Origin of the sequence: Sphingobacterium sp. xlx-96 (assembly GCF_011007365.1) — a bacterium.
Classification (GTDB): Bacteria; Bacteroidota; Bacteroidia; order Sphingobacteriales; family Sphingobacteriaceae; genus Sphingobacterium; species Sphingobacterium luzhongxinii.
In genome coordinates this window covers 152,831-171,789 of sequence record NZ_WFKM01000004.1, presented here as the reverse complement: position 1 = coordinate 171,789, position 18,959 = coordinate 152,831, and the positions used below count along the sequence as shown (strand labels likewise).

The following is an 18,959-nucleotide window of genomic DNA, read 5'->3' as shown; positions in this document are numbered from 1 at the left end:
ATTATCCTTCTATATCTTTGTTTTGTGTCATTACTTCCTTAAATAAGGCATTAATCTCTTCGTTTGGATCCTGTCCGTATTTGCTTCTGAAATAGTCGGCAAAAAGGGAGTGGATATCTTGATCCAATTTGACAGTAGTTTTGGACTCTGCATGCTCATTTACACCGGTCAATACTGGAATCACGTGAATGATTCCGTCGTGAGCCTCATGTAGTCTTTTTAATTCTAGCGAAGAGAGGTAAGTGTCGGTTTCCATGGTGAGCTCGACCAATGTATCTGGGTGTTCATGAAGCCAACTTACGGCATCATCAATAGATTGAAATTTCTTACGGTGTAGTCTACGTCCTTTGGTTAGACCTATGGGCGTAATTTGAGGAACTTTAGCTGGTTCTATTTCAATTAGGACTACTTTTTTGCCTTGCCCAGCTTCTGCAAATGAATAGGCTAGAGGGGCACTGGAATATACTACTGGAGAACGGTGTCCTGCAATGTGTTGATAGCGATGTAGATGGCCCAATGCTGTGTACTGTATAGCTGTCGGAATCCCGTCGGTATAAGTGATGTCGGCATTTCCTATTTTGATTGGCTTTTCACCTTCGGGTTCTTCCAGTAGCTCTCCGCCGCGTTCCATCATGTATAGATGTGCCGTCAGTATGTTTACTCCCTTGTCGTCACAGTAGTTTTCTGCTAGTTTTGCCCAGTGGGTACTGAGCCATTGATTAAGCTCTTCGGACTTATCTTCTATCCCCATGAATTGCTTAAGCCGTATTTCATTGGCATAAGGTGTCGTTAATAAACGTATCGGGAAAGGGATGTGTGCTAATTTAATTTCTAAGAAGCCTTGATCACTGTTCGTTATCTTAAAATGATCGTCGACAGCAAACGGATGTATTTTGAAATTGGGATAACCTATAAAAATAATTCCACAGGCCTTGGCCAAAGGATCTACAGAATCTACACGATCTGGAGAATCGTGATTTCCAGCTATGGCTATGACAGGACGTTTTCCATTTGCTGTAAGACGTTTCAACGTTTGATATAATAGCTCAGTAGCTTCTACAGGAGGGTTGAATGTGTCAAAAAGGTCTCCTGCTACTAGGATTAGATCGACCTCTTGTTGTTCAGCTATTTGACATATTTCATCTAAAACATCCTTCTGTTCTTCCAGTCTCAATACGAAGTCAAGACGCTTTCCTAAATGCCAATCAGCGGTGTGGAGTATTTTCATGATACAAATCTGTAGTAAATTTTCCTCTGTCGTGTCGACAGCTTTTTTTGACAGAGGAAAAATACAGATTTTTGCCCAAAAGAACAGTTAATAAAGTATAAAAGTTTAAGGTTGTATAGCTACAGTTTTCGGCTCTTTGTTTCCGTTATGACATGTTTCACAAGTAATGTTTTGAATTACACCAGCATGTTCGTGCTTGAAATATTTCTTGTTTATTTTATTTGTCATTTTCATCATCTCTCGCGCAGTGTTTTTATGCGGATTTTCGTCGCTGGCAAAGTCTAATCCTTTTTCACCATTAGATTTTGGCGCATGACAAAAGTTACACTTAACGCCGAGAGCAGCATTAAATCCCTTCATGACCTTCTCCAACTCTTCATGTGATACATTTTTAGGAAGGACTTTTAGGTTTTTAGGACCTTCTGTCTGTATGGTGGCAGGCGCTTGAGTGAATGCACTGATTGTAACGACAACAGCGGCAATACCCGATAAAATAAGGAGTTTTGAACGATTTATCATGGTTATAACTTTTTACTTAGCGCAATATAGTTATATGATTTGAATTGTCATAGTACAGTCATGTGAATTTATGGTTAAATTTTTGATTAAGCTCATTTTCTTTGAAAGCTCGGTGTGGTTTTATAGATTTGCCCTCGACTAAACTAGGATATAAATTTATGTGGATAAGAATAATTGTAATGCTATTGATATTGGGCCCTTTTTTTCGTGTTTGTGCAGACGATGTGAAACCAATCAAAAATAAAACCTCTTATGATTTTCTATTACGATTGCCTAATAGCTATTCCGAAGAAGGAGAGAAGCAACCTATTTTGGTGTTTTTGCACGGTAAGAGCTTATCGGGGTCTAATCTAGAACGGGTGAAGCGTTATGGCGTATTGTATGCCATGGAAAAAGGTCTGGAAATACCAGGTATAATAGTAGCTCCTCAGACGATTAATGGCTGGAATCCAGATCAGGTAATGGAAGTCATAGATTATATTCTCGCTAATTATAACGCGGATGCTTCGCGGGTATATGTTTGTGGGATGAGTATGGGAGCCTATGGAACTATGGATGTAGCTGGAAAGTATCCGGATAGAATTGCGGCTGCAGTCGCAATTTGTGGCGGAGGTACAGCTAACTATGCTTGTAATCTAACACAGGTCCCTTTATGGATACAACACGGTAACCGGGATCGCGCAGTGCCATTGTCCGAATCAAAGAAGATGTTTAATGCAATAAAGAAGTGTGATGATGATGCCGACGTTACATTAACAGTGGTACCAGGAGGAACACACGGCAGTGTCGAACGTTTGTTTCATAAGGATGAGATCTATGATTGGTTGTTTTCTTATAAAAAGCTTAAATAAAAAAGAGATGCATTCAGCATCTCTTTTTTATTTAAGCTTTTGTATTTCTACAGAGCGTCAATTTTTTCTTGAATCGCTTTACTTTTCTCTTCCAACTGTAGGAAATCGTAAAGACCTTTCAATCCTTTTAAAGCGCTCTCGTTTTTAGGATCATTTTCAAGAACCTTTAAGAAATGTGCTTCAGCGGGTTTTATTTTTTCTTTCAATTCACCGACTTTAGTGGTGTATTGGTTATTGGATAACGTCTTGTCGTCGTTAACTTTTTGTAATTGCTCGCGAATAGAATTCATCAATACCACACCTGCATTTAAGTTCGCATCGTTATAGTTTGGATCGATTGCAATCGCTTTACTATAGGCTTCGTATGCTTTGTCAGCGTTGTTATTTGCGCTTTGAGCTATACCTAGATAATAATAAAGATTTTTGTTCTTGCCATCTTTTGAAATTTGATTTTCAATTTCGCTGATGATTTTTGACTCGTTACCAACAATAAGATTCAATTCGATATTCTGTACGACCGCATCATTTTCATTCGGGTATTCCTTTGCTGCTAATGCTGCATACTCCAAAGCGCTGGTTGTATCTTTAAGTGATAGGTAAAGCTTTGGTAAATCTACCAATACAGCTTTATGCTGCGAATAATTCTTTTTGTCAATCAGTTGTTTGTATTTATCAATACCATTTTGATAATCGTTGTTTTGTATTGCTGCAAGACCAGCGTAATAGGTCAACGTCGTATCCCCTGGCATGTAATTAAGTGCTTTATTGAATGCATCGTAAGCGGCCTTGTATTCTTTCTTGTCCCAATATCCTACTCCGTTATTGAAGTTAAAAGAATATAGGTTTTGTTCTGCTACGCTGATATTCGTTTTGTTCTTTTGGTCTTTGTCCAGCTCTTTAGCTTTAGCGATACCTTCGGCAGCTTTCGTAGCCTTTTCTTCACTTTTTTCGTCTACTGCCATATTCGCGTACACTAAAGAATAATAAGTCCATGTTTCCGCTAAATCTTTAGTCTTCTCATGAACAGAAGCTGCGTCGATCGCTTCTTTAGCTGTCTGTAGGAACGATACGCCTAATTGAGCGGACCCTGTGCTTCTTAATTCTTCGTATTTTTGAATGTTGGAAGCTGCTTTTTTCAGATTACTAGATTGGGCAAATACCGTAGTACCTGCTGTAACCATCGCTGATAAAATTATTGCTTTTTTTAAATCCATATCTAATTCTTATTACTATTTCTAATTATTTGAAAGCTGGTTGAGTAACACATTGACTCGATCTAGTTGATCGGGATCTTCTGCCGCTTCATAATACAATGCTAACCCTTTTAACGCATTAATTGCATAAGGTTGTATACCATTCGCCTTTAAAAGATAATCCTGCGCACCGTATTGGGCCTCTAAATTGCTCTTATCTTTTAAAAACTGGTTTAAGAAGATTAGTCCTAATGCTAAATTTGCATCGTAATTGTCCTCATCTAATTCTATTACTTTATGGTAATATTTTTTTGCGAGTTCGGTATGCCCTCCATTTTCGTTGGCAAAACCGGCCAAATAATGTAATTCTATGTTTTCTGGCTCGTACTTGATCGCTTCATCTATGATGGGAACTATCGCAGCGTAGGATTTGGACGCTGCATAGTTTTGAATCAACAGAAAAAGAATTTTTTTGTTGTTCATAAACTTATTTCGAGCGGCCTGTAGTGTGTTTAAATAGAGCTGTTTTTCATTCTTGGAGTTATACAGGTCGGCTAATGCCAAGTATTTGCCTGCATCAGCATCCGTTTCTTTTATGATTTGACTATAGTAGTCTATAGCTTCGTCAGTCTTTCCTGCTTGAGCAGCTAATAATGCAAGATTGTTAAGGACATCTTCTGATTTGGAACCCAATTTGTTTACCTGCAGAAAACTATTATAAGCTTTTTCATACTCTTTGTTTTCTATAGCTTTGTTTGCTTTATAAATATAAGCTGCAGTAAGGTTTTGATTAACATACTTAATCTCACTCTCGAAATTGTCTTTGTCTTTTTGCTTTAATTTTGCAACAGCCGCCAACGTAATGTCAATAGGATCTTTAGCTGTCTTTATCTTACGTGTCGAATCGGCATAAGCAAGCGAGCTATAAACAAGAGCACGCAACATGTTATTTTTAGAGAGAGAAGAGTCTCTCTTTGTCGCATAGGATGCGTCGCTGAATTTCTTGGCACTTTCCAGCTGCTTAATATCCCCCGTCTGTATATAACGGGCAAAACTGTTGGAGCCCTCCTTGTAATTGGATTGGGCTACAACAGTTGTACTTAAACTTATCAATAATAAGGAAGCCGATATTGCTTTCATATTTTATTCTTCTGTTGCTTCAGTTACTTGTTCATCTAAGTCGGAGTTCTCGGTAGTATTTTCGGAATTTGTACCGATTTCTTCTTCCTCTTCTTCGCGAGCAACTTTAGTAATTGAGGCTATCTCATCTGTTTCTTTAAGCGTGATAAGACGAACCCCTTGAGTGGCACGCCCCATAACACGGAGCGAATCTACTCCGATACGGATTACGATTCCGGATTTGTTGATAATCATAAGGTCATCATTGTCTGTTACATCTTTAATAGCGACGAGTTCGCCGGTTTTCTCTGTAACATTGATGGTTTTGACCCCTTTACCACCTCTGTTCGTAATGCGGTAATCTTCGATATCTGTTCGTTTACCATAGCCTTTTTCAGAAACGACTAGTACGCTCACATCAGAACTATTCACACTAATCATGCCAACTACTTCATCTGTCTCGCTTGTCAATGTAATTCCGCGTACACCGGTTGCGGTACGTCCCATTGGCCGGACAGTAGATTCATTGAATCGGATCGCTCTACCAGAACGTAAAGCCATCACAATCTCACTACTACCACTCGTTAAACAGGCTTCAATTAGCTGATCACCTTCATTAATATTGATGGCGTTGATACCATTAGCACGTGGACGCGAGTAGGCTTCCAAGGATGTCTTCTTGATCGTTCCTTGTTTGGTACACATGATAATGAAGTTGTTCGCTAAGTATTCTTGATCTTTAAGATTCTTGACTAAGATATATGCTTTTATTTTTTCATCTTTTGGGATATTGATGATGTTTTGTAAAGCTCTACCTCGTGAAGTCCGACTTCCTTCTGGAATTTCAAATGCTCTCAACCAGAAACAGCGACCTGCCTCCGTAAATAATAACATGTAATTATGAGCAGTTGCGGTAATGATATGCTCTGTGAAATCTTCGTCTCGGGTATTGGAGCCGATAGCTCCTTTACCACCCCGACCTTGACGTTTATACTCGGTCAACGGCGTGCGTTTTACATAGCTATTATGTGAGATTGTAATAACAACTTCCTCATCATCTACGAAGTCTTCCATTGTCATGTCCTCTGCTGAATGCACGATGACCGACCTGCGCTCGTCACCGAATTTTTCCTTAATTTCTAAGAGTTCATCTTTAATGATTTGCATTCGGAGACCTTCATCCATTAGAACTTGTTTTAAGTAATCGATGGTCTTCATTAATTCGGCGTACTCCTCCTTAATCTTATCCCGCTCTAGTCCTGTAAGACGACGCAACGTCATATCTAAAATAGCGCGGGCTTGTAGATCGGATAGTCCGAATTTTTCCATTAAGCCAACCCGAGCATCTTCAGGTGTCTCGGAACTACGGATTAACTTGATAACCTCATCTAGATGATCTAATGCAATAAGATAGCCTTCTAATATATGTGCTCGCTTTTCGGCTTCGGCCAATTCGAATTTAGTACGACGAACGATTACCTCATGTCTATGCTCCACGAATTCATGAATCATATCTTTCAGGTTCATCAACATCGGGCGTCCTTTGACTAAGGCAATGTTATTTACGGAAAAGGATGACTGTAGGGAAGTATATTTATAAAGGTTGTTTAAAACAACATTTGCGTTTGCATCACGTTTGATTTCATATATAATACGTACATCTTTTGTAGATTCATCACGTATCTCGGAAATGCCTTCGATTTTCTTTTCGTTGATTAGATCTACGGTACGCTTGATCATATCCGCTTTGTTAATCAAATAAGGTATTTCGGTTACGATGATGATTTCACGGCCGGATTTAGTCGTTTCGATCTCCGCTTTCGCACGCATTACAATTCTTCCACGACCTGTCTCAAATGCTTCGCGGACACCGTGGTGCCCGTATATAAATCCTCCTGTAGGGAAATCTGGAGCTTTAACATACTGCATTAATTCCGAAATTTCGATATCTCTATTGTCTATGTAGGCAATGGTACCATCAATAACTTCGGTCAAATTATGGGGGGCCATGTTTGTGGCCATACCAACGGCGATACCCGAAGCGCCATTGACCAAGAGGTTAGGGATGCGGGTCGGTAATACTGTTGGCTCTGTCTCTGAGTCGTCAAAATTCAACTGAAAGTCAACAGTGTCTTTTCTGATATCGGCCAACATTTCCTCTGCGATCTTGCGTAGACGAGATTCCGTATAACGCATTGCTGCTGGTGGATCTCCGTCTAATGATCCGTAATTTCCCTGACCATCGATCAAAGGGTATCGGAGAGACCAATCTTGAGCCATACGCACCATAGTATCGTATACGGCTGTATCTCCATGCGGGTGGTACTTACCCAATACATCCCCAACAATACGGGCTGATTTTTTATAAGGTTTTCCAGAAGTAACCCCTAACTCGTGCATACCATATAATACACGTCTGTGTACGGGCTTTAAACCATCTCTTGCATCTGGGAGCGCTCTTGACACGATTACAGACATCGAATAGTCGATATATGCCGACTTCATCTGGTCTTCAATGTTGATTTTTACTACCCTGTCATTAGCAGGTACTAGATTGTTTTCATTTTCTGTTTCTTCAGCCATATTTACCTGGTTACTGTAAAACTAATTAAGTGCATGTATAATGCTCGCACTACGCATGCGAAGATACGATTTTTTTTTCTGAAAGTGTAGGTTTTTGGAGCCTGTTCGGAACTTTTCAGACGGTTATCATTGTTAGATCTACAGCCGATGATTCTAGTCAAAAGAGACAGATTTTGGTCGTTGATTGCAATGTTAATTCGGTAAAATGTATCGCTTTGTATCGCAGATTGTATTTTTTATTATTCAGTAATAGTTTAAAATGAAGTGTTTGTGTGTGATTATTTGTTTTTTGTAAAGATATTGTATTAAAAACCTTAATTGTTTATGTTTTTGGTAACAAATAATTGTTTGCGTTAATATTAATATAAAAAATGTTGTTACATTTGTTCAGAATTTCACTTATAACACACAAACAACGAGATGAAACATAATTTTGGTGCTGGTCCTTGTATTTTGCCCCAAGAAGTTTTTAAAGAAGCTTCTCAGGCGGTATTAGATTTTAATAATACGGGATTGTCTATTTTGGAGATTTCCCATCGATCAAAGGAATTTGAGGCGGTAATTGTAGAGGCCGAACGTTTAGTTCGTGAGCTACTGAATGTACCGTTAAATTACTCCATTTTATTTCTTCAAGGGGGCGCAAGTCAACAGTTTGCAATGGTGCCCATGAATTTGTTGCCTGAAGGCGGAAAAGCTGCATATTTAGATACCGGTGTATGGGCTTCGAAGGCAGCTAAGGAAGCAAAGAATATTGGAACGGTAGAAGTTGTAGCTTCATCCAGTGATAAAAATTATAATTATATACCGAAAGGATTCACTATTCCTTTGGATGCATCGTATTTTCACTATACCTCTAACAATACCATTTATGGTACAGAGGTGTTTAAGAAACCAGATACACAGGTTCCTACGGTGGTGGATATGTCTTCTGATATTTTTAGTCTAAGTATTGATGTGCGCGATTTTGATATTATTTATGCAGGTGCGCAAAAGAATATGGGGCCTGCCGGGCTGACTTTAGTTATTGTCAAAGACGAAATCTTAGGAAAAACAGGTCGTACAATACCGACTATTTTTGATTATCAGGCACATATCAAAGCTGCGTCAATGTATAATACGCCTGCTGTATTCTCTATTTATGTATCTATGCTTAATCTTCGTTGGTTGAAAGCGAAAGGCGGTATTTCTGTAATTGAACAAGAGAATATTATTAAAGCACGTACATTGTACGATGAAATAGACCGTAATCCGTTTTTTAAAGGGACAGCTGAAGTGGAGGATCGTTCACGGATGAATGTCACGTTCGTTATGGATACACCGGGGCTGGAAGCAGAGTTTTTGACCTTAGCGAAAGAGCGGGACTTGATCGGGATCAAAGGCCATCGTTCTGTAGGTGGTTTTAGAGCTTCAATCTATAATGCACTGAGTATACGGTCAATCAATGCGCTAGTAGATGCTATGCGAGAATTTGAGGATAAACATAGAAGTTAACAAGTTATGGAGTTATCAAGTTAATAAGTCAGAATGGTTAGATGTGGACCAATGTAGATGTTAACAAGAACGCAGTATAACTCGATCACAAGATCACAAAGAATAATAATGAAAATTTTAGCAAATGATGGGATAGATCCTATCGGTAAAAAAATATTAGAGGATGCAGGTTTTACAGTAGATACTGTGCATATTCCTCAAGATGAACTAGTGAATAAGTTGAATGCTTATGATGCTGTTACAGTACGTAGTGCTACAAAGTTAAGAAAGCCTCTTATTGATGCTTGTCCGAATATCAAAGTAATTGGTCGAGGAGGGGTTGGTATGGATAATATTGATGTGGATTATGCAAGATCTAAGGGGATTACGGTTATCAATACACCTGCTGCTTCATCTCATTCGGTAGCCGAATTGGTCTTTGCACATTTATTGAACGGCGTCCGTTTCTTGTACGATGCTAACCGTAAAATGCCGGTTGAAGGTGCTGTCAATTTTGGTGGTCTTAAGAAGGCGTATGCAGCAGGTACTGAATTGATGGGGAAGAAATTGGGGGTTGTCGGATTTGGTCGTATCGGTAGAGAGACCGCCAAGATGGCTTTAGGGATAGGTATGGATGTATTGTATTACGATCTGTTTGAAGGGCCTACTTCATTGCAGCTTGATTTATCTGGGGGACTGAAAGTTGATGTTCCTGTGCGCCAAGTAGAACTTCCGGAGTTGTTTAGCGAGTCTGACTTTATCTCCTTACACGTTCCTTTTTTGGATAAGCCTGTTATTGGGAAAGAAGAATTTGCATTATTGAAGGATGGTGTCGGACTGGTCAACGCATCACGTGGTGGCGTAATTGATGAATTAGAATTGTTGGAGGCTTTGGATTCAGGCAAAGTAGCTTTTGCTGGCCTTGATGTTTTTGAAGATGAACCAACACCGCGTGCAGCACTTCTGAGTCATCCAAAGCTGTCTTTGACTCCGCATATTGGAGCTGCGACAAACGAAGCTCAGGAACGCATTGGGGAAGAACTTGCGCAGTTGTTGATAGCGAGTCTGAAGAAATAATACTTCCGTATTATTAAGAAATGCGGCACAGACCTGAACGGGGTTGGTGTCGCATTTTTTTAATTCTCTATTGCCGACTTTGCATTACGCTAAATGAAGAGGTATTTGTAGGTGTAATTATGATTTTTCTATTTTTTTAATGGTAAAAATGAAAAATCCGCATAATTATCGGTTCAATTGGGTATATTCACGCTCTAAAATAGTTTTTTGCTGTTTTTGAAAATGCATTTGGTTCTGTCGATAGAGCCTTTTGAAATATAATATAAAGTTAAAAATATAATTACTTCATGAAAATTCTAAAATTCGGTGGTACTTCCGTAGGAAGTGCAGCTCGTATCAAAGGGTTACTCGAAATCGTAGACCCTAACGAGCGTCAAATTGTGGTATTATCTGCAGTGTCGGGGACAACAAACGCTTTAGTAGAGATCGGTCAGGCTTACTTGAACGGAGATAAGCAGCTTGCCAAGCAATTGATCACAGCACACAAGGATAAGTACGAGGCGCTTATTAAGGAGCTTTTTGCCACCGAAGAAGGACTTAAGAAGGGGAAGGAACTTATCGATCACCATTTTCATGTAATTGAATCTTTAGCAAACAACGATATATTCACGCCTACAGAGGAGAAAATAATTTTAGCTCAGGGTGAATTGATGTCTACCACCCTTTGGCATTTTCATTTGGAAGAAATAGGTGTTGCATCTGTGTTGCTTCCTGCTTTGGAGTTTATGAAGATCGACGAAGACAATGAACCTATGATAGACCATATTAGGCAAAAGTTGTCCCCATTGTTAAGTGATAATCCAGAAAATAAGCTATTTATTACGCAGGGATTTATCTGTAGAAATTCTTTTGGCGAAATTGACAACTTGCGTAGGGGAGGATCCGACTATACGGCTTCTTTGATTGGAGCTGCAATAGCTGCAGATGAGGTTCAGATTTGGACAGATATTGATGGTATGCACAATAATGATCCCCGTATTGTGGCCAACACCTCCCCGATAGCCCATCTGAGTTTTGATGAGGCTGCTGAGTTGGCTTATTTTGGAGCTAAGATTTTGCACCCGCAGAGTGTATTCCCTGCGCAGCGCTATAATGTGCCAGTGCGTTTGTTGAATACGATGGATCCAGGTGCCCATGGAACGTTGATATCAAAAGCGGGCTCTGAAAAAGGCGTCATTCGGGCAATTGCTGCAAAAGATGGAATTACTGCTATCCACATACATTCGTCTAGAATGCTGTTAGCTTATGGCTTTTTACGTAAAGTGTTCGAGATATTTGAGCGTTATAAGACACCTATAGACATGATTACGACTTCGGAAGTAGCTGTATCTCTTTCAATCGACGATACAAGTAATCTTTTGGAGATCATCAAAGAGGTAGAGTTGTTTGGTAAAGTAGGTGTCGATGAGGGCCAGACTATTGTATGTGTCGTAGGGGATTTCGGAGCTAATACGCATGGTTATGCAGCACGTGTACTGGACGCAGTCAAACATTTACCTATCCGAATGATATCCTATGGAGGGTCGGATTATAATGTGTCTATACTTTTAGATACCAAATATAAAGTAGAGGCATTACGCTCGTTACATAATAGGTTGTTTTAATATTCAGAGCAAGGATATGTTTAAAAATAAGGAATTGTTGAGCCAGTTTTCTAATCAGGAGACACCGTTTTATTACTATGATTTAAATCTGCTAAAGCAAACACTCCAATCTGCGAAAAAAGCAGCAGATAAACGTGGGTTTCATGTACATTATGCTTTGAAAGCTAACTTTAATGATAGATTGCTTGCTGTTATTCAATCCATGGGATTTGGAGCAGATTGTGTCAGTGGTAATGAGGTGCAGAAATCTATTGATACAGGGTTTCCTGCGGATCAGATAACGTTTGCGGGAGTAGGAAAATCGGATAAAGAGATTTTGACCGCTTTAAAGCATGGAATTTTTGCTTTTAATGTGGAGTCTATTCAAGAGTTAGAGGTGATAAATGAGTTGGCGGGACAGCATGGCGAACGTGCTAACGTTTCTTTAAGGATCAACCCTAATGTGGATGCTAATACCCACCATTATATAACAACCGGACTTGATGAGAATAAATTTGGTGTACCAAATTCAGAGTTAGAGAAGGCTGCTGCTGTCATTAAAGGATGTGAACACATAGATCTTATTGGATTGCATTTTCATGTTGGTTCTCAGATAACAGATATGGGGGTCTTTAGGAGTCTGTGTGTCAAAGTTAATGAATGGAAGAACTGGTTTGAGGATAGGGGAACTTATATTAAAGTGATCAATGTAGGCGGAGGGCTCGGTGTAGATTATAGGGATCCAGATGGTAATCCTATAGCCGATTTTGAAGCTTATTTTGATGTGTTTGATAAGTTCTTGGAACGTAACGCGCAGCAGGAGGTTCATTTTGAATTGGGACGGGCACTGGTGGCACAATGTGGGACGTTGGTGAGCCGTGTGCTTTATACGAAAAGCGGTTCAAAAAAGAACTTCTTAATCCTAGATGCAGGAATGACCGAATTGATGCGTCCCGCTTTGTATCAAGCTTATCATAAAATAGAAAAGATAGGAGAAGGTACTAATGAGAAAGAGCTGAATTATGATGTTGTAGGGCCGATCTGTGAAAGTTCAGATAGCTTTGGAAAAGAGGTTTTACTTCCAGTGAGCAAACGGGGGGATCTAATTGCTATAAGGACGGCGGGAGCTTATGGAGAGGTAATGGCCTCGAATTATAATTTAAGGAACGAGATACGTTATCTGTATTCGGAATAACAGTTAATTTAATCCTTCCTGTGAAAGCCTCATTAGAATTTTCTAATGAGGCTTTTTTTATTTAGGTCCATCAAATGTAAAAGCAAACTCGCTGTATACAAGTGTCTTGTTTGATTTTGTTTGTTGTTTTTAGAATTATGTTCTGTTTATTTGTGTTTTTGTTGTTCTTAAATTTATTTTTATTTAATTGTATCGAATTTAATTCTTTTTACGTTATGTTTTGGAATCCGATAATTTTTCGGAGGATTTTTATTTTAAATATATAAGAATATGAACAAATTATTTTCAGTATTAATTTTGGCTACAGCAATTTTCTCGAGTTGCTCAAGCACATCTAAGATAAAGGAAATGAAAAAAGAAACCTTATCAGTTGAATTCGTTGGTAACGGGACTATTAAGAAAGCCGAAGGAAAAGTGAGTCTTTTCGCTGTATCGGAGAATATCGCTGATGTACCGGCAACATTGATTTTGGAGCAAAAGCTAACATCATCTAAATTGCCATTTAAAGTAACAGTTGAACTGCCTGAAAACCATAAGAAAATGATTAAACCGGCTGTTAGAGAGGGAGAAGTAATTAAATACTATGTGAATATCGATTGGGATTCAAATAATGATGGAGTCGCCGGAGCAGGTGATATCGTTATTGACTATGATAAAAAATTTCCGACCGTAGTCATTGGTGAAACTACCCAGGTTTTTGTCCACGAGTTAAAGTAAATTTTCAACATATAATATTGGGGAGACATGTGCAGGATTTTACTCCTGTATGTGTCTTTTTTTTTGTGCTTAATCTAGCAGGTGTCGTATGAGATAGAACGTATAAGTTGTGTAACTTTGAGGAATATTTAGAGGGATAATTTAATATGAAGACGAGAGAACTCAAGGTGTCTATTAAGGTGACAGTTCCTAAGGCAGTAATAGATAATACGGATGAGCCTTATTTTTATAAAATAGGATTTGAAAAAGAAGACGAGGTGTTAAAAAATGAAGTGGAAAATGGAATAGAAGCTTGGTTTGATGGTTTTGAATTGGTGAGTAACCGTGTTGGAGAGGATATCGAAATAACAGATACTGCTGAAGAAATGATAACGGCAAAGCTGCACTATACTGTCTTCGTAGAGAAGATCTATTAAAGAAATCGGGAAACTGGACTAGGGGTTATTTGTAAAACTGTAGGAGTCTTAGGATCTGGATTCCGTTTACTTTTGTTATGCAATAAGACATAATGTAAATGAGCAATATTGTTAGTAATTTAAATATCATTCTCAAAAGAATCGAAAGGGCGTGTTTAGATAGTATGCGTGATCCAGCAGAAGTTAAGTTGCTGTTAGCAACTAAAACAGTGCCCTCCGAACGTATTAAAGAAGCACTTCAAGAAGGACAAACTTTGATCGCAGAGAACAAGGTTCAGGAAATAAAAGAAAAATACGAGGATTTGAGAAGTATACCACATACGAGTCATTTTATAGGGCATCTGCAATCCAATAAAATTAAAGATATCTTAAAATATGACATCAGTTGTATACAATCTCTCGATCGATTAGAAATTGCCGAAAAACTACAGCAGCGATTGGCGTATGAGGATAGAAAAATTGATGTTTTGATTCAAATAAATACTTCTGGAGAACAAAGTAAGTTTGGTATACATCCCGACGAGGCGATTGAGCTCGTGAAAAGTGTTTCTGAGTTCGATAATATAAAGATTAAGGGGTTAATGACCATAGGGTTGTTTAGTGCCGAGGCAGAGAAAGTGAGACCCTGTTTTCGGCTACTCAAACAGATCCAACAGGAAATTATTGCTGAACAGATTCATAATGTAAATATGCATGAGCTTTCTATGGGGATGAGCGGGGACTTAGAAACTGCAATTGAAGAGGGATCTACGATAGTTCGTGTGGGGACAGCTATCTTTGGTCCGCGTATTTACGCAAATAGCTACTACTGGAATGAAAGCAGGCTCGGATAAACCTTAGCTGTTTAGACTATTTATTGAAGCTTTTGTTTACTGGCTGACGTCGCTTTATGTACGCCGATACTGCAAGAAATAATAAGACGGTGGCTGTAGTCGCGATAGAACTTACCATCAAAATAGCGTAGATGTCTACTTCAGGATTTAGTAGGTATAATGATGAAAAAGCAGCTATAAAATAAAGTATACCAAAAATTAGAGTCTTCATATTTTAATGCATTTATCCATATTTAGTATTTCTCATTGGAAACTATGTGTCGAGTTGCTATAGTGAATACGGTGTCCGATTCATCTTAAATATAATAATTAAACGTTACTTGTGCCTGAATTGCTACAACATTACGTAATAATATGGAGAGTATTTACGGGTTTCCGTAGTTGGGGAAACCGTATATTAAAATAGGCTACCTCGCAAGAGGTAACCTAAGAAAGAACAGACGTGTATTCTGCGTTTCTGTTAAACAAGTGTTTCTTTTTCTAAGTTTTCTTCCAAATATTTTTCTAAACTGTCATCCATTTCATCCATCCAAGCTGTATGATGAGGGGTGGCTTGCGTACCATCCATGACCGATTTATAAACTTGATCGCGGTAGCTAAGAATGTTGGTTTCTTTATCTTGTAGCCAGCTTTTGAACATTGCAGACACTTTGTCTACATTGAAGTCGGGATAATCTGTAAAAGACATCAGCTCTTTGATATAATCTGTTTGAAAGTCGACATGTTCAATACCTGTTTTTGTACTTTCTTCGTAGTCCATCCATTTTTTTATATCTAAAATGCGCTCTTCTTTTAAGGGGATATTGATCCTGCCAAGCATGTAGTCTCTTGCAAACCAGGCTTGCGTATCAAACATGTTGAATGTGTAATATTGATCCTGCATACCTAGATAGAGTAATTGCTCATTATGATTAAAAACTACGCCTTTATAAAGGTCGTCCGGATATAAGCGGTTTTTAGTCTTTAGTCTTAGGTCATCCGGTAGAAATGGGAATTTGTGCTGATACCCCGTACAGAGTATCACAGCATCAAATTCTTCAGAGGTACCATCTTTGAAGTAAGCAGTAGCACCTTCAAAATGGGTTACACAGGATTTTTCTTTTATTCCTTCGGGCCAGTTACAGCCTATTGGGTTACTTCGGTAAGCTATAGTTACGGATGCACTACCATGTTTATAGCACTGGACACCAATGTCCTCAGCCGAATAGCTACTGCCTATAAGAAGTAAACGTTGATCCTTGAATTGATCGGCTCCTCTGAAATCATGGGCATGCATTACGGCTCCAGGAAAATTTTCAATACCTTCGAAATAAGGAAAGTTAGGTGTTGAGAAATGTCCTGTGCCAACAATTAAGTAATCAAAATACTCTTCAAAGGTTTTATTGTCCTTTAAGTTGTCAAAAATGACGCGAAATTGTTTTTGATCCTCGATATAGTCCACCCATCGGGCGACCGTATTGAATTGGATATAATCGCGAGCGTTACTTTGATTGATCCTACCCTGGATATAGTCAAATAATACTTCGCGTGGAGGATAAGAGGAAATAGGTTGCCCAAAATGTTCTGAAAAAGTATAGTCAGCAAATTCAAGACATTCCTTGGGGCCATTCGACCATAAGTATTTGTACATACTTCCATGGAGAGGTTCACCGTATTTTCCTACCCCAGTTCGCCAGGTGTAATTCCACATACCGCCCCAATTATCTTGTTTTTCATAACATTTAATTTCTGGGATGGGATTACCTTTTTTCTGTTCCGATTCAAATGCTCGTAGCATAGCCAATCCGCTCGGACCAGCACCAATAATACCAACTTTAAAATTTGTCATATAATACTATTAATAAAATGTTAAGCTATCCTAAAGGGATAACTGTGATTAATTTATTTAGAAAGTGAATCATTAGATTCAAGACCATCCCGAATAAATTCGGAATGCAATGGAAGAGACTTTTTAAATCTCTAATTAGATGGCATAGCCAAAAAGAAAGGAAAAATTAGGTTTTACCAAAAAGGTAAACATGTTGAATATTATTATACAGAGCCGTAGCTATACGGATGTTTTTTCCTTCAAAAAACTCAATATACGGAAAATTAAATCATTAAGCAAACTATTACACCTTTCATTATATCTGTATTTTTTATCTATTTGACGATAGAGATCGTTCTTGATGTACTTCCAGAGTTCGTTCAGAGCGATTTAGCCTTTGATAGTGTTATAGTTGGAGGAGTTGTCGGCTTACAGTTTCTTTCAATATTATTGACAAGAAGTTATTTATAATGCCTATTATATTTTCTGCAAGACCTTTACAATAGTATTGATGTTGCGGGAGGTAAGCGTGTTTTTGAGTTTTTTCTGCCCTAAGACTTTACTGAATTCAGAATCTAAGGAGCTTCCTTTTGGAACTTTCCAATAAAAGGCTGAGCCGAACATAGCGCCTTCTTCACCTGGTGCTTTTTTTGACTGTTCGAATTCTTTTTTTAGCAAATTTTCAATACCATCTATTCCAAGGAATACATAAGTGTGGAAATTTGTATTGGGTTCAAAAGGATTACTATTTATGATGCTTTCAAGTTCCTTTTTGTTTTTTAGGAAAAGAAATGCATCATAGTCAAAGTGTGAAGAGAGGGCTTTTTCCAGAATTTCTTTTAATTCCGTCCTTGGTTTACCGGAGGAGAATAAGATATTGCCAGAAGCTAGTACCGCATTAACTTTAGCCATCCCGTTGTTTTCAAATAATGTACACACCTCTTTCATCTTCATCGTTGTCCCTTGTACGTTGACACCCCTCAAAAAAGCACAATATAGATAGTTCGATTGATCGGATTGTTTACTCATAGTTCAAGCATTTGTCGTATGTAAAAATAGGAATTATTATAGGTGACATCAATGAGGCTGAATAATTTGTGGAATATATCGAGGTAGCCCATTAGTGTTGATAAAAATTCTTGTCTGTTTACAGAATGCAGTTTTTTTTATCGAAAAGTTCAGTATGTTTTGAGTTTCTAGTGGCAGTTTTGGATATTTGTCAAATAATCTCTTTTTGGACTATACTCGATAGGTAGTCATACAAAACTAAAATTATGCAGACATCGATGGAAATAATAAAGAATAGATCAGATATTGGAGCTGGTACTAGAGGAGCGGATTTAGGGATAGATGCTATGGAGATAGCGGCGATTAATAAGGGTAGTGATTTTTTTCATCGTTATCCTTTTGTGGATGTACCGACACGTAATGACTCTGTGTACGAAAATGATCAACATCCTTATGCTAAATATATACCATATGTTTACGAGCAATGCGAGGAAGTTGCTACTGTGGTCGGTAATTGTCTTTCAAGGAATCAGTTTCCTCTAGTTTTCTCAGGAGATCATTCGTCTGCGATGGGTACAATTAGCGGTATTAAATCTGCATTTCCAGAAAAGACACTTGGCGTTGTTTGGATAGATGCACATGCCGATATACATTCCCCGTACACGACGCCATCTGGTAATATGCATGGCATGCCATTAGGTGCTATGCTAAACGAAGATAACCTGGAGTGTGCGATTAATAAACTGGATGAAGAAACCCACACATACTGGGATAAACTGAAAAACTTAAAGCTTTCTGGCCCAAAGATTAAGGCTGAACATCTTGTTTATTTTGGTGTGAGGGATACTGAACAGCCCGAAGATTCGTTAATCCAGAGCTTGGGAATACGCAACTTTATGGTGGCAGAAGTCAGAGAGCGTGGAATAGATGTTTGTATTCAGGAAGCACTTCTAAGACTTAAGGAATGTGATATACTGTACCTTTCTTTTGATGTAGACAGTATGGATAGTGATTTGATTTCGGACGGTACGGGCACGCCTGTGCCAAGAGGTTTCTTTCCTCATGAGATTTCAACCTTATTAAAAGGGGTGTCAGATTCAGGTAAAGTATGTTGTTTAGAGATTGTAGAAGTAAATCCATTATTGGATAGTCAAGGTAATAAAATGGCAGAAGTGACCTTTGATATTTTGGAAAAGCATTTTCAAGATAAGGGCGAATAGGAGTGAGCTTTGTCCTCAAAAAAGTGCAATACATTTTCAATGTATTGCACTTTTTTATTTCATTTGTTTTATGTATTTCGTTTTTTCAATAAAATATTATTAATAAAAGCTGTTTTTTGTTGATAATATTTTATTGAAAT

General features: G+C 38.3%; 17 protein-coding genes. 9 read left to right on the top strand and 8 right to left on the bottom strand.

Annotated features, from left to right (window positions below):
* Position 1 precedes the first annotated feature (1 nt).
* Both G7B20_RS09100 and G7B20_RS09095 read right to left on the bottom strand, forming a co-directional pair.
* Complete coding sequence (locus G7B20_RS09100) at positions 2–1,228, bottom strand: exonuclease SbcCD subunit D (RefSeq protein WP_164110474.1); 1,227 nt, start codon at positions 1,226–1,228, stop codon at positions 2–4.
* Between the two features lie 105 nt (positions 1,229–1,333).
* Positions 1,334–1,747, bottom strand: a complete 414-nt coding sequence (locus G7B20_RS09095; RefSeq protein ID WP_164110472.1) for a c-type cytochrome — start codon at positions 1,745–1,747, stop codon at positions 1,334–1,336.
* A 158-nt stretch (positions 1,748–1,905) separates the two neighbouring features.
* Between G7B20_RS09095 and G7B20_RS09090 the strand changes: the two genes are divergently transcribed.
* On the top strand, positions 1,906–2,598 hold the full coding sequence (locus G7B20_RS09090; RefSeq protein ID WP_164110469.1) for a prolyl oligopeptidase family serine peptidase: 693 nt from the start codon (positions 1,906–1,908) through the stop codon (positions 2,596–2,598).
* Positions 2,599–2,645: 47 nt separating this feature from the next.
* Here G7B20_RS09090 and G7B20_RS09085 read toward each other — a convergent pair whose 3' ends face one another.
* From G7B20_RS09085 to gyrA, 3 genes are read right to left on the bottom strand one after another with little or no spacing between them, the layout of a single operon-like run.
* The gene (locus G7B20_RS09085; protein ID WP_164110467.1) at positions 2,646–3,812 is read right to left on the bottom strand and encodes a tetratricopeptide repeat protein; all 1,167 of its coding nucleotides are present in this window, start codon (positions 3,810–3,812) and stop codon (positions 2,646–2,648) included.
* A gap of 21 nt (positions 3,813–3,833) precedes the next feature.
* Positions 3,834–4,931, bottom strand: coding sequence for a tetratricopeptide repeat protein (locus G7B20_RS09080; protein ID WP_164110465.1), 1,098 nt, complete (start codon positions 4,929–4,931; stop codon positions 3,834–3,836).
* Between the two features lie 3 nt (positions 4,932–4,934).
* Entirely contained in the window at positions 4,935–7,493 is a 2,559-nt protein-coding gene (gene gyrA / locus G7B20_RS09075) for a DNA gyrase subunit A (RefSeq protein ID WP_164110463.1), read from the bottom strand.
* A gap of 420 nt (positions 7,494–7,913) precedes the next feature.
* Here gyrA and serC point away from each other — a divergent pair, with 420 nt between their 5' ends.
* From serC to G7B20_RS09040, 7 genes are all read left to right on the top strand, one after another.
* A complete protein-coding gene (gene serC / locus G7B20_RS09070; protein WP_164110461.1) occupies positions 7,914–8,984 on the top strand; it encodes a 3-phosphoserine/phosphohydroxythreonine transaminase in 1,071 nt (356 codons plus the stop codon).
* Positions 8,985–9,092: 108 nt separating this feature from the next.
* Complete coding sequence (locus G7B20_RS09065; RefSeq protein ID WP_164110459.1) at positions 9,093–10,040, top strand: D-2-hydroxyacid dehydrogenase; 948 nt, start codon at positions 9,093–9,095, stop codon at positions 10,038–10,040.
* Between the two features lie 287 nt (positions 10,041–10,327).
* On the top strand, positions 10,328–11,644 hold the full coding sequence (locus G7B20_RS09060; protein ID WP_164110457.1) for an aspartate kinase: 1,317 nt from the start codon (positions 10,328–10,330) through the stop codon (positions 11,642–11,644).
* A 16-nt stretch (positions 11,645–11,660) separates the two neighbouring features.
* Entirely contained in the window at positions 11,661–12,818 is a 1,158-nt protein-coding gene (gene lysA / locus G7B20_RS09055; RefSeq protein ID WP_164110455.1) for a diaminopimelate decarboxylase, read from the top strand.
* A gap of 270 nt (positions 12,819–13,088) precedes the next feature.
* Positions 13,089–13,535, top strand: a complete 447-nt coding sequence (locus tag G7B20_RS09050; protein ID WP_164110453.1) for a hypothetical protein — start codon at positions 13,089–13,091, stop codon at positions 13,533–13,535.
* Between the two features lie 146 nt (positions 13,536–13,681).
* Entirely contained in the window at positions 13,682–13,951 is a 270-nt protein-coding gene (locus G7B20_RS09045; RefSeq protein WP_164110451.1) for a hypothetical protein, read from the top strand.
* A gap of 98 nt (positions 13,952–14,049) precedes the next feature.
* Positions 14,050–14,784 (top strand): YggS family pyridoxal phosphate-dependent enzyme, encoded by a 735-nt coding sequence (locus G7B20_RS09040; protein ID WP_164110449.1) that lies wholly within the window; start codon positions 14,050–14,052, stop codon positions 14,782–14,784.
* Positions 14,785–14,800: 16 nt separating this feature from the next.
* On the opposite strand, the gene G7B20_RS09035 is transcribed toward G7B20_RS09040, so the two are convergent.
* The 3 genes from G7B20_RS09035 to G7B20_RS09025 all read right to left on the bottom strand — a co-directional run bounded on the left by G7B20_RS09035 (position 14,801) and on the right by G7B20_RS09025 (position 17,620).
* The gene (locus tag G7B20_RS09035; RefSeq protein WP_164110447.1) at positions 14,801–14,995 is read right to left on the bottom strand and encodes a hypothetical protein; all 195 of its coding nucleotides are present in this window, start codon (positions 14,993–14,995) and stop codon (positions 14,801–14,803) included.
* A gap of 249 nt (positions 14,996–15,244) precedes the next feature.
* Complete coding sequence (locus G7B20_RS09030) at positions 15,245–16,612, bottom strand: NAD(P)-binding domain-containing protein (RefSeq protein ID WP_164110444.1); 1,368 nt, start codon at positions 16,610–16,612, stop codon at positions 15,245–15,247.
* A 456-nt stretch (positions 16,613–17,068) separates the two neighbouring features.
* Positions 17,069–17,620, bottom strand: a complete 552-nt coding sequence (locus G7B20_RS09025) for a DUF1697 domain-containing protein (protein ID WP_164110442.1) — start codon at positions 17,618–17,620, stop codon at positions 17,069–17,071.
* Positions 17,621–17,865: 245 nt separating this feature from the next.
* Between G7B20_RS09025 and G7B20_RS09020 the strand changes: the two genes are divergently transcribed.
* Positions 17,866–18,819 carry an arginase gene (locus G7B20_RS09020; protein WP_164110440.1) on the top strand — a complete coding sequence of 318 codons (954 nt, stop codon included), beginning with the start codon at positions 17,866–17,868 and terminating at the stop codon, positions 18,817–18,819.
* Positions 18,820–18,959 lie beyond the last annotated feature (140 nt).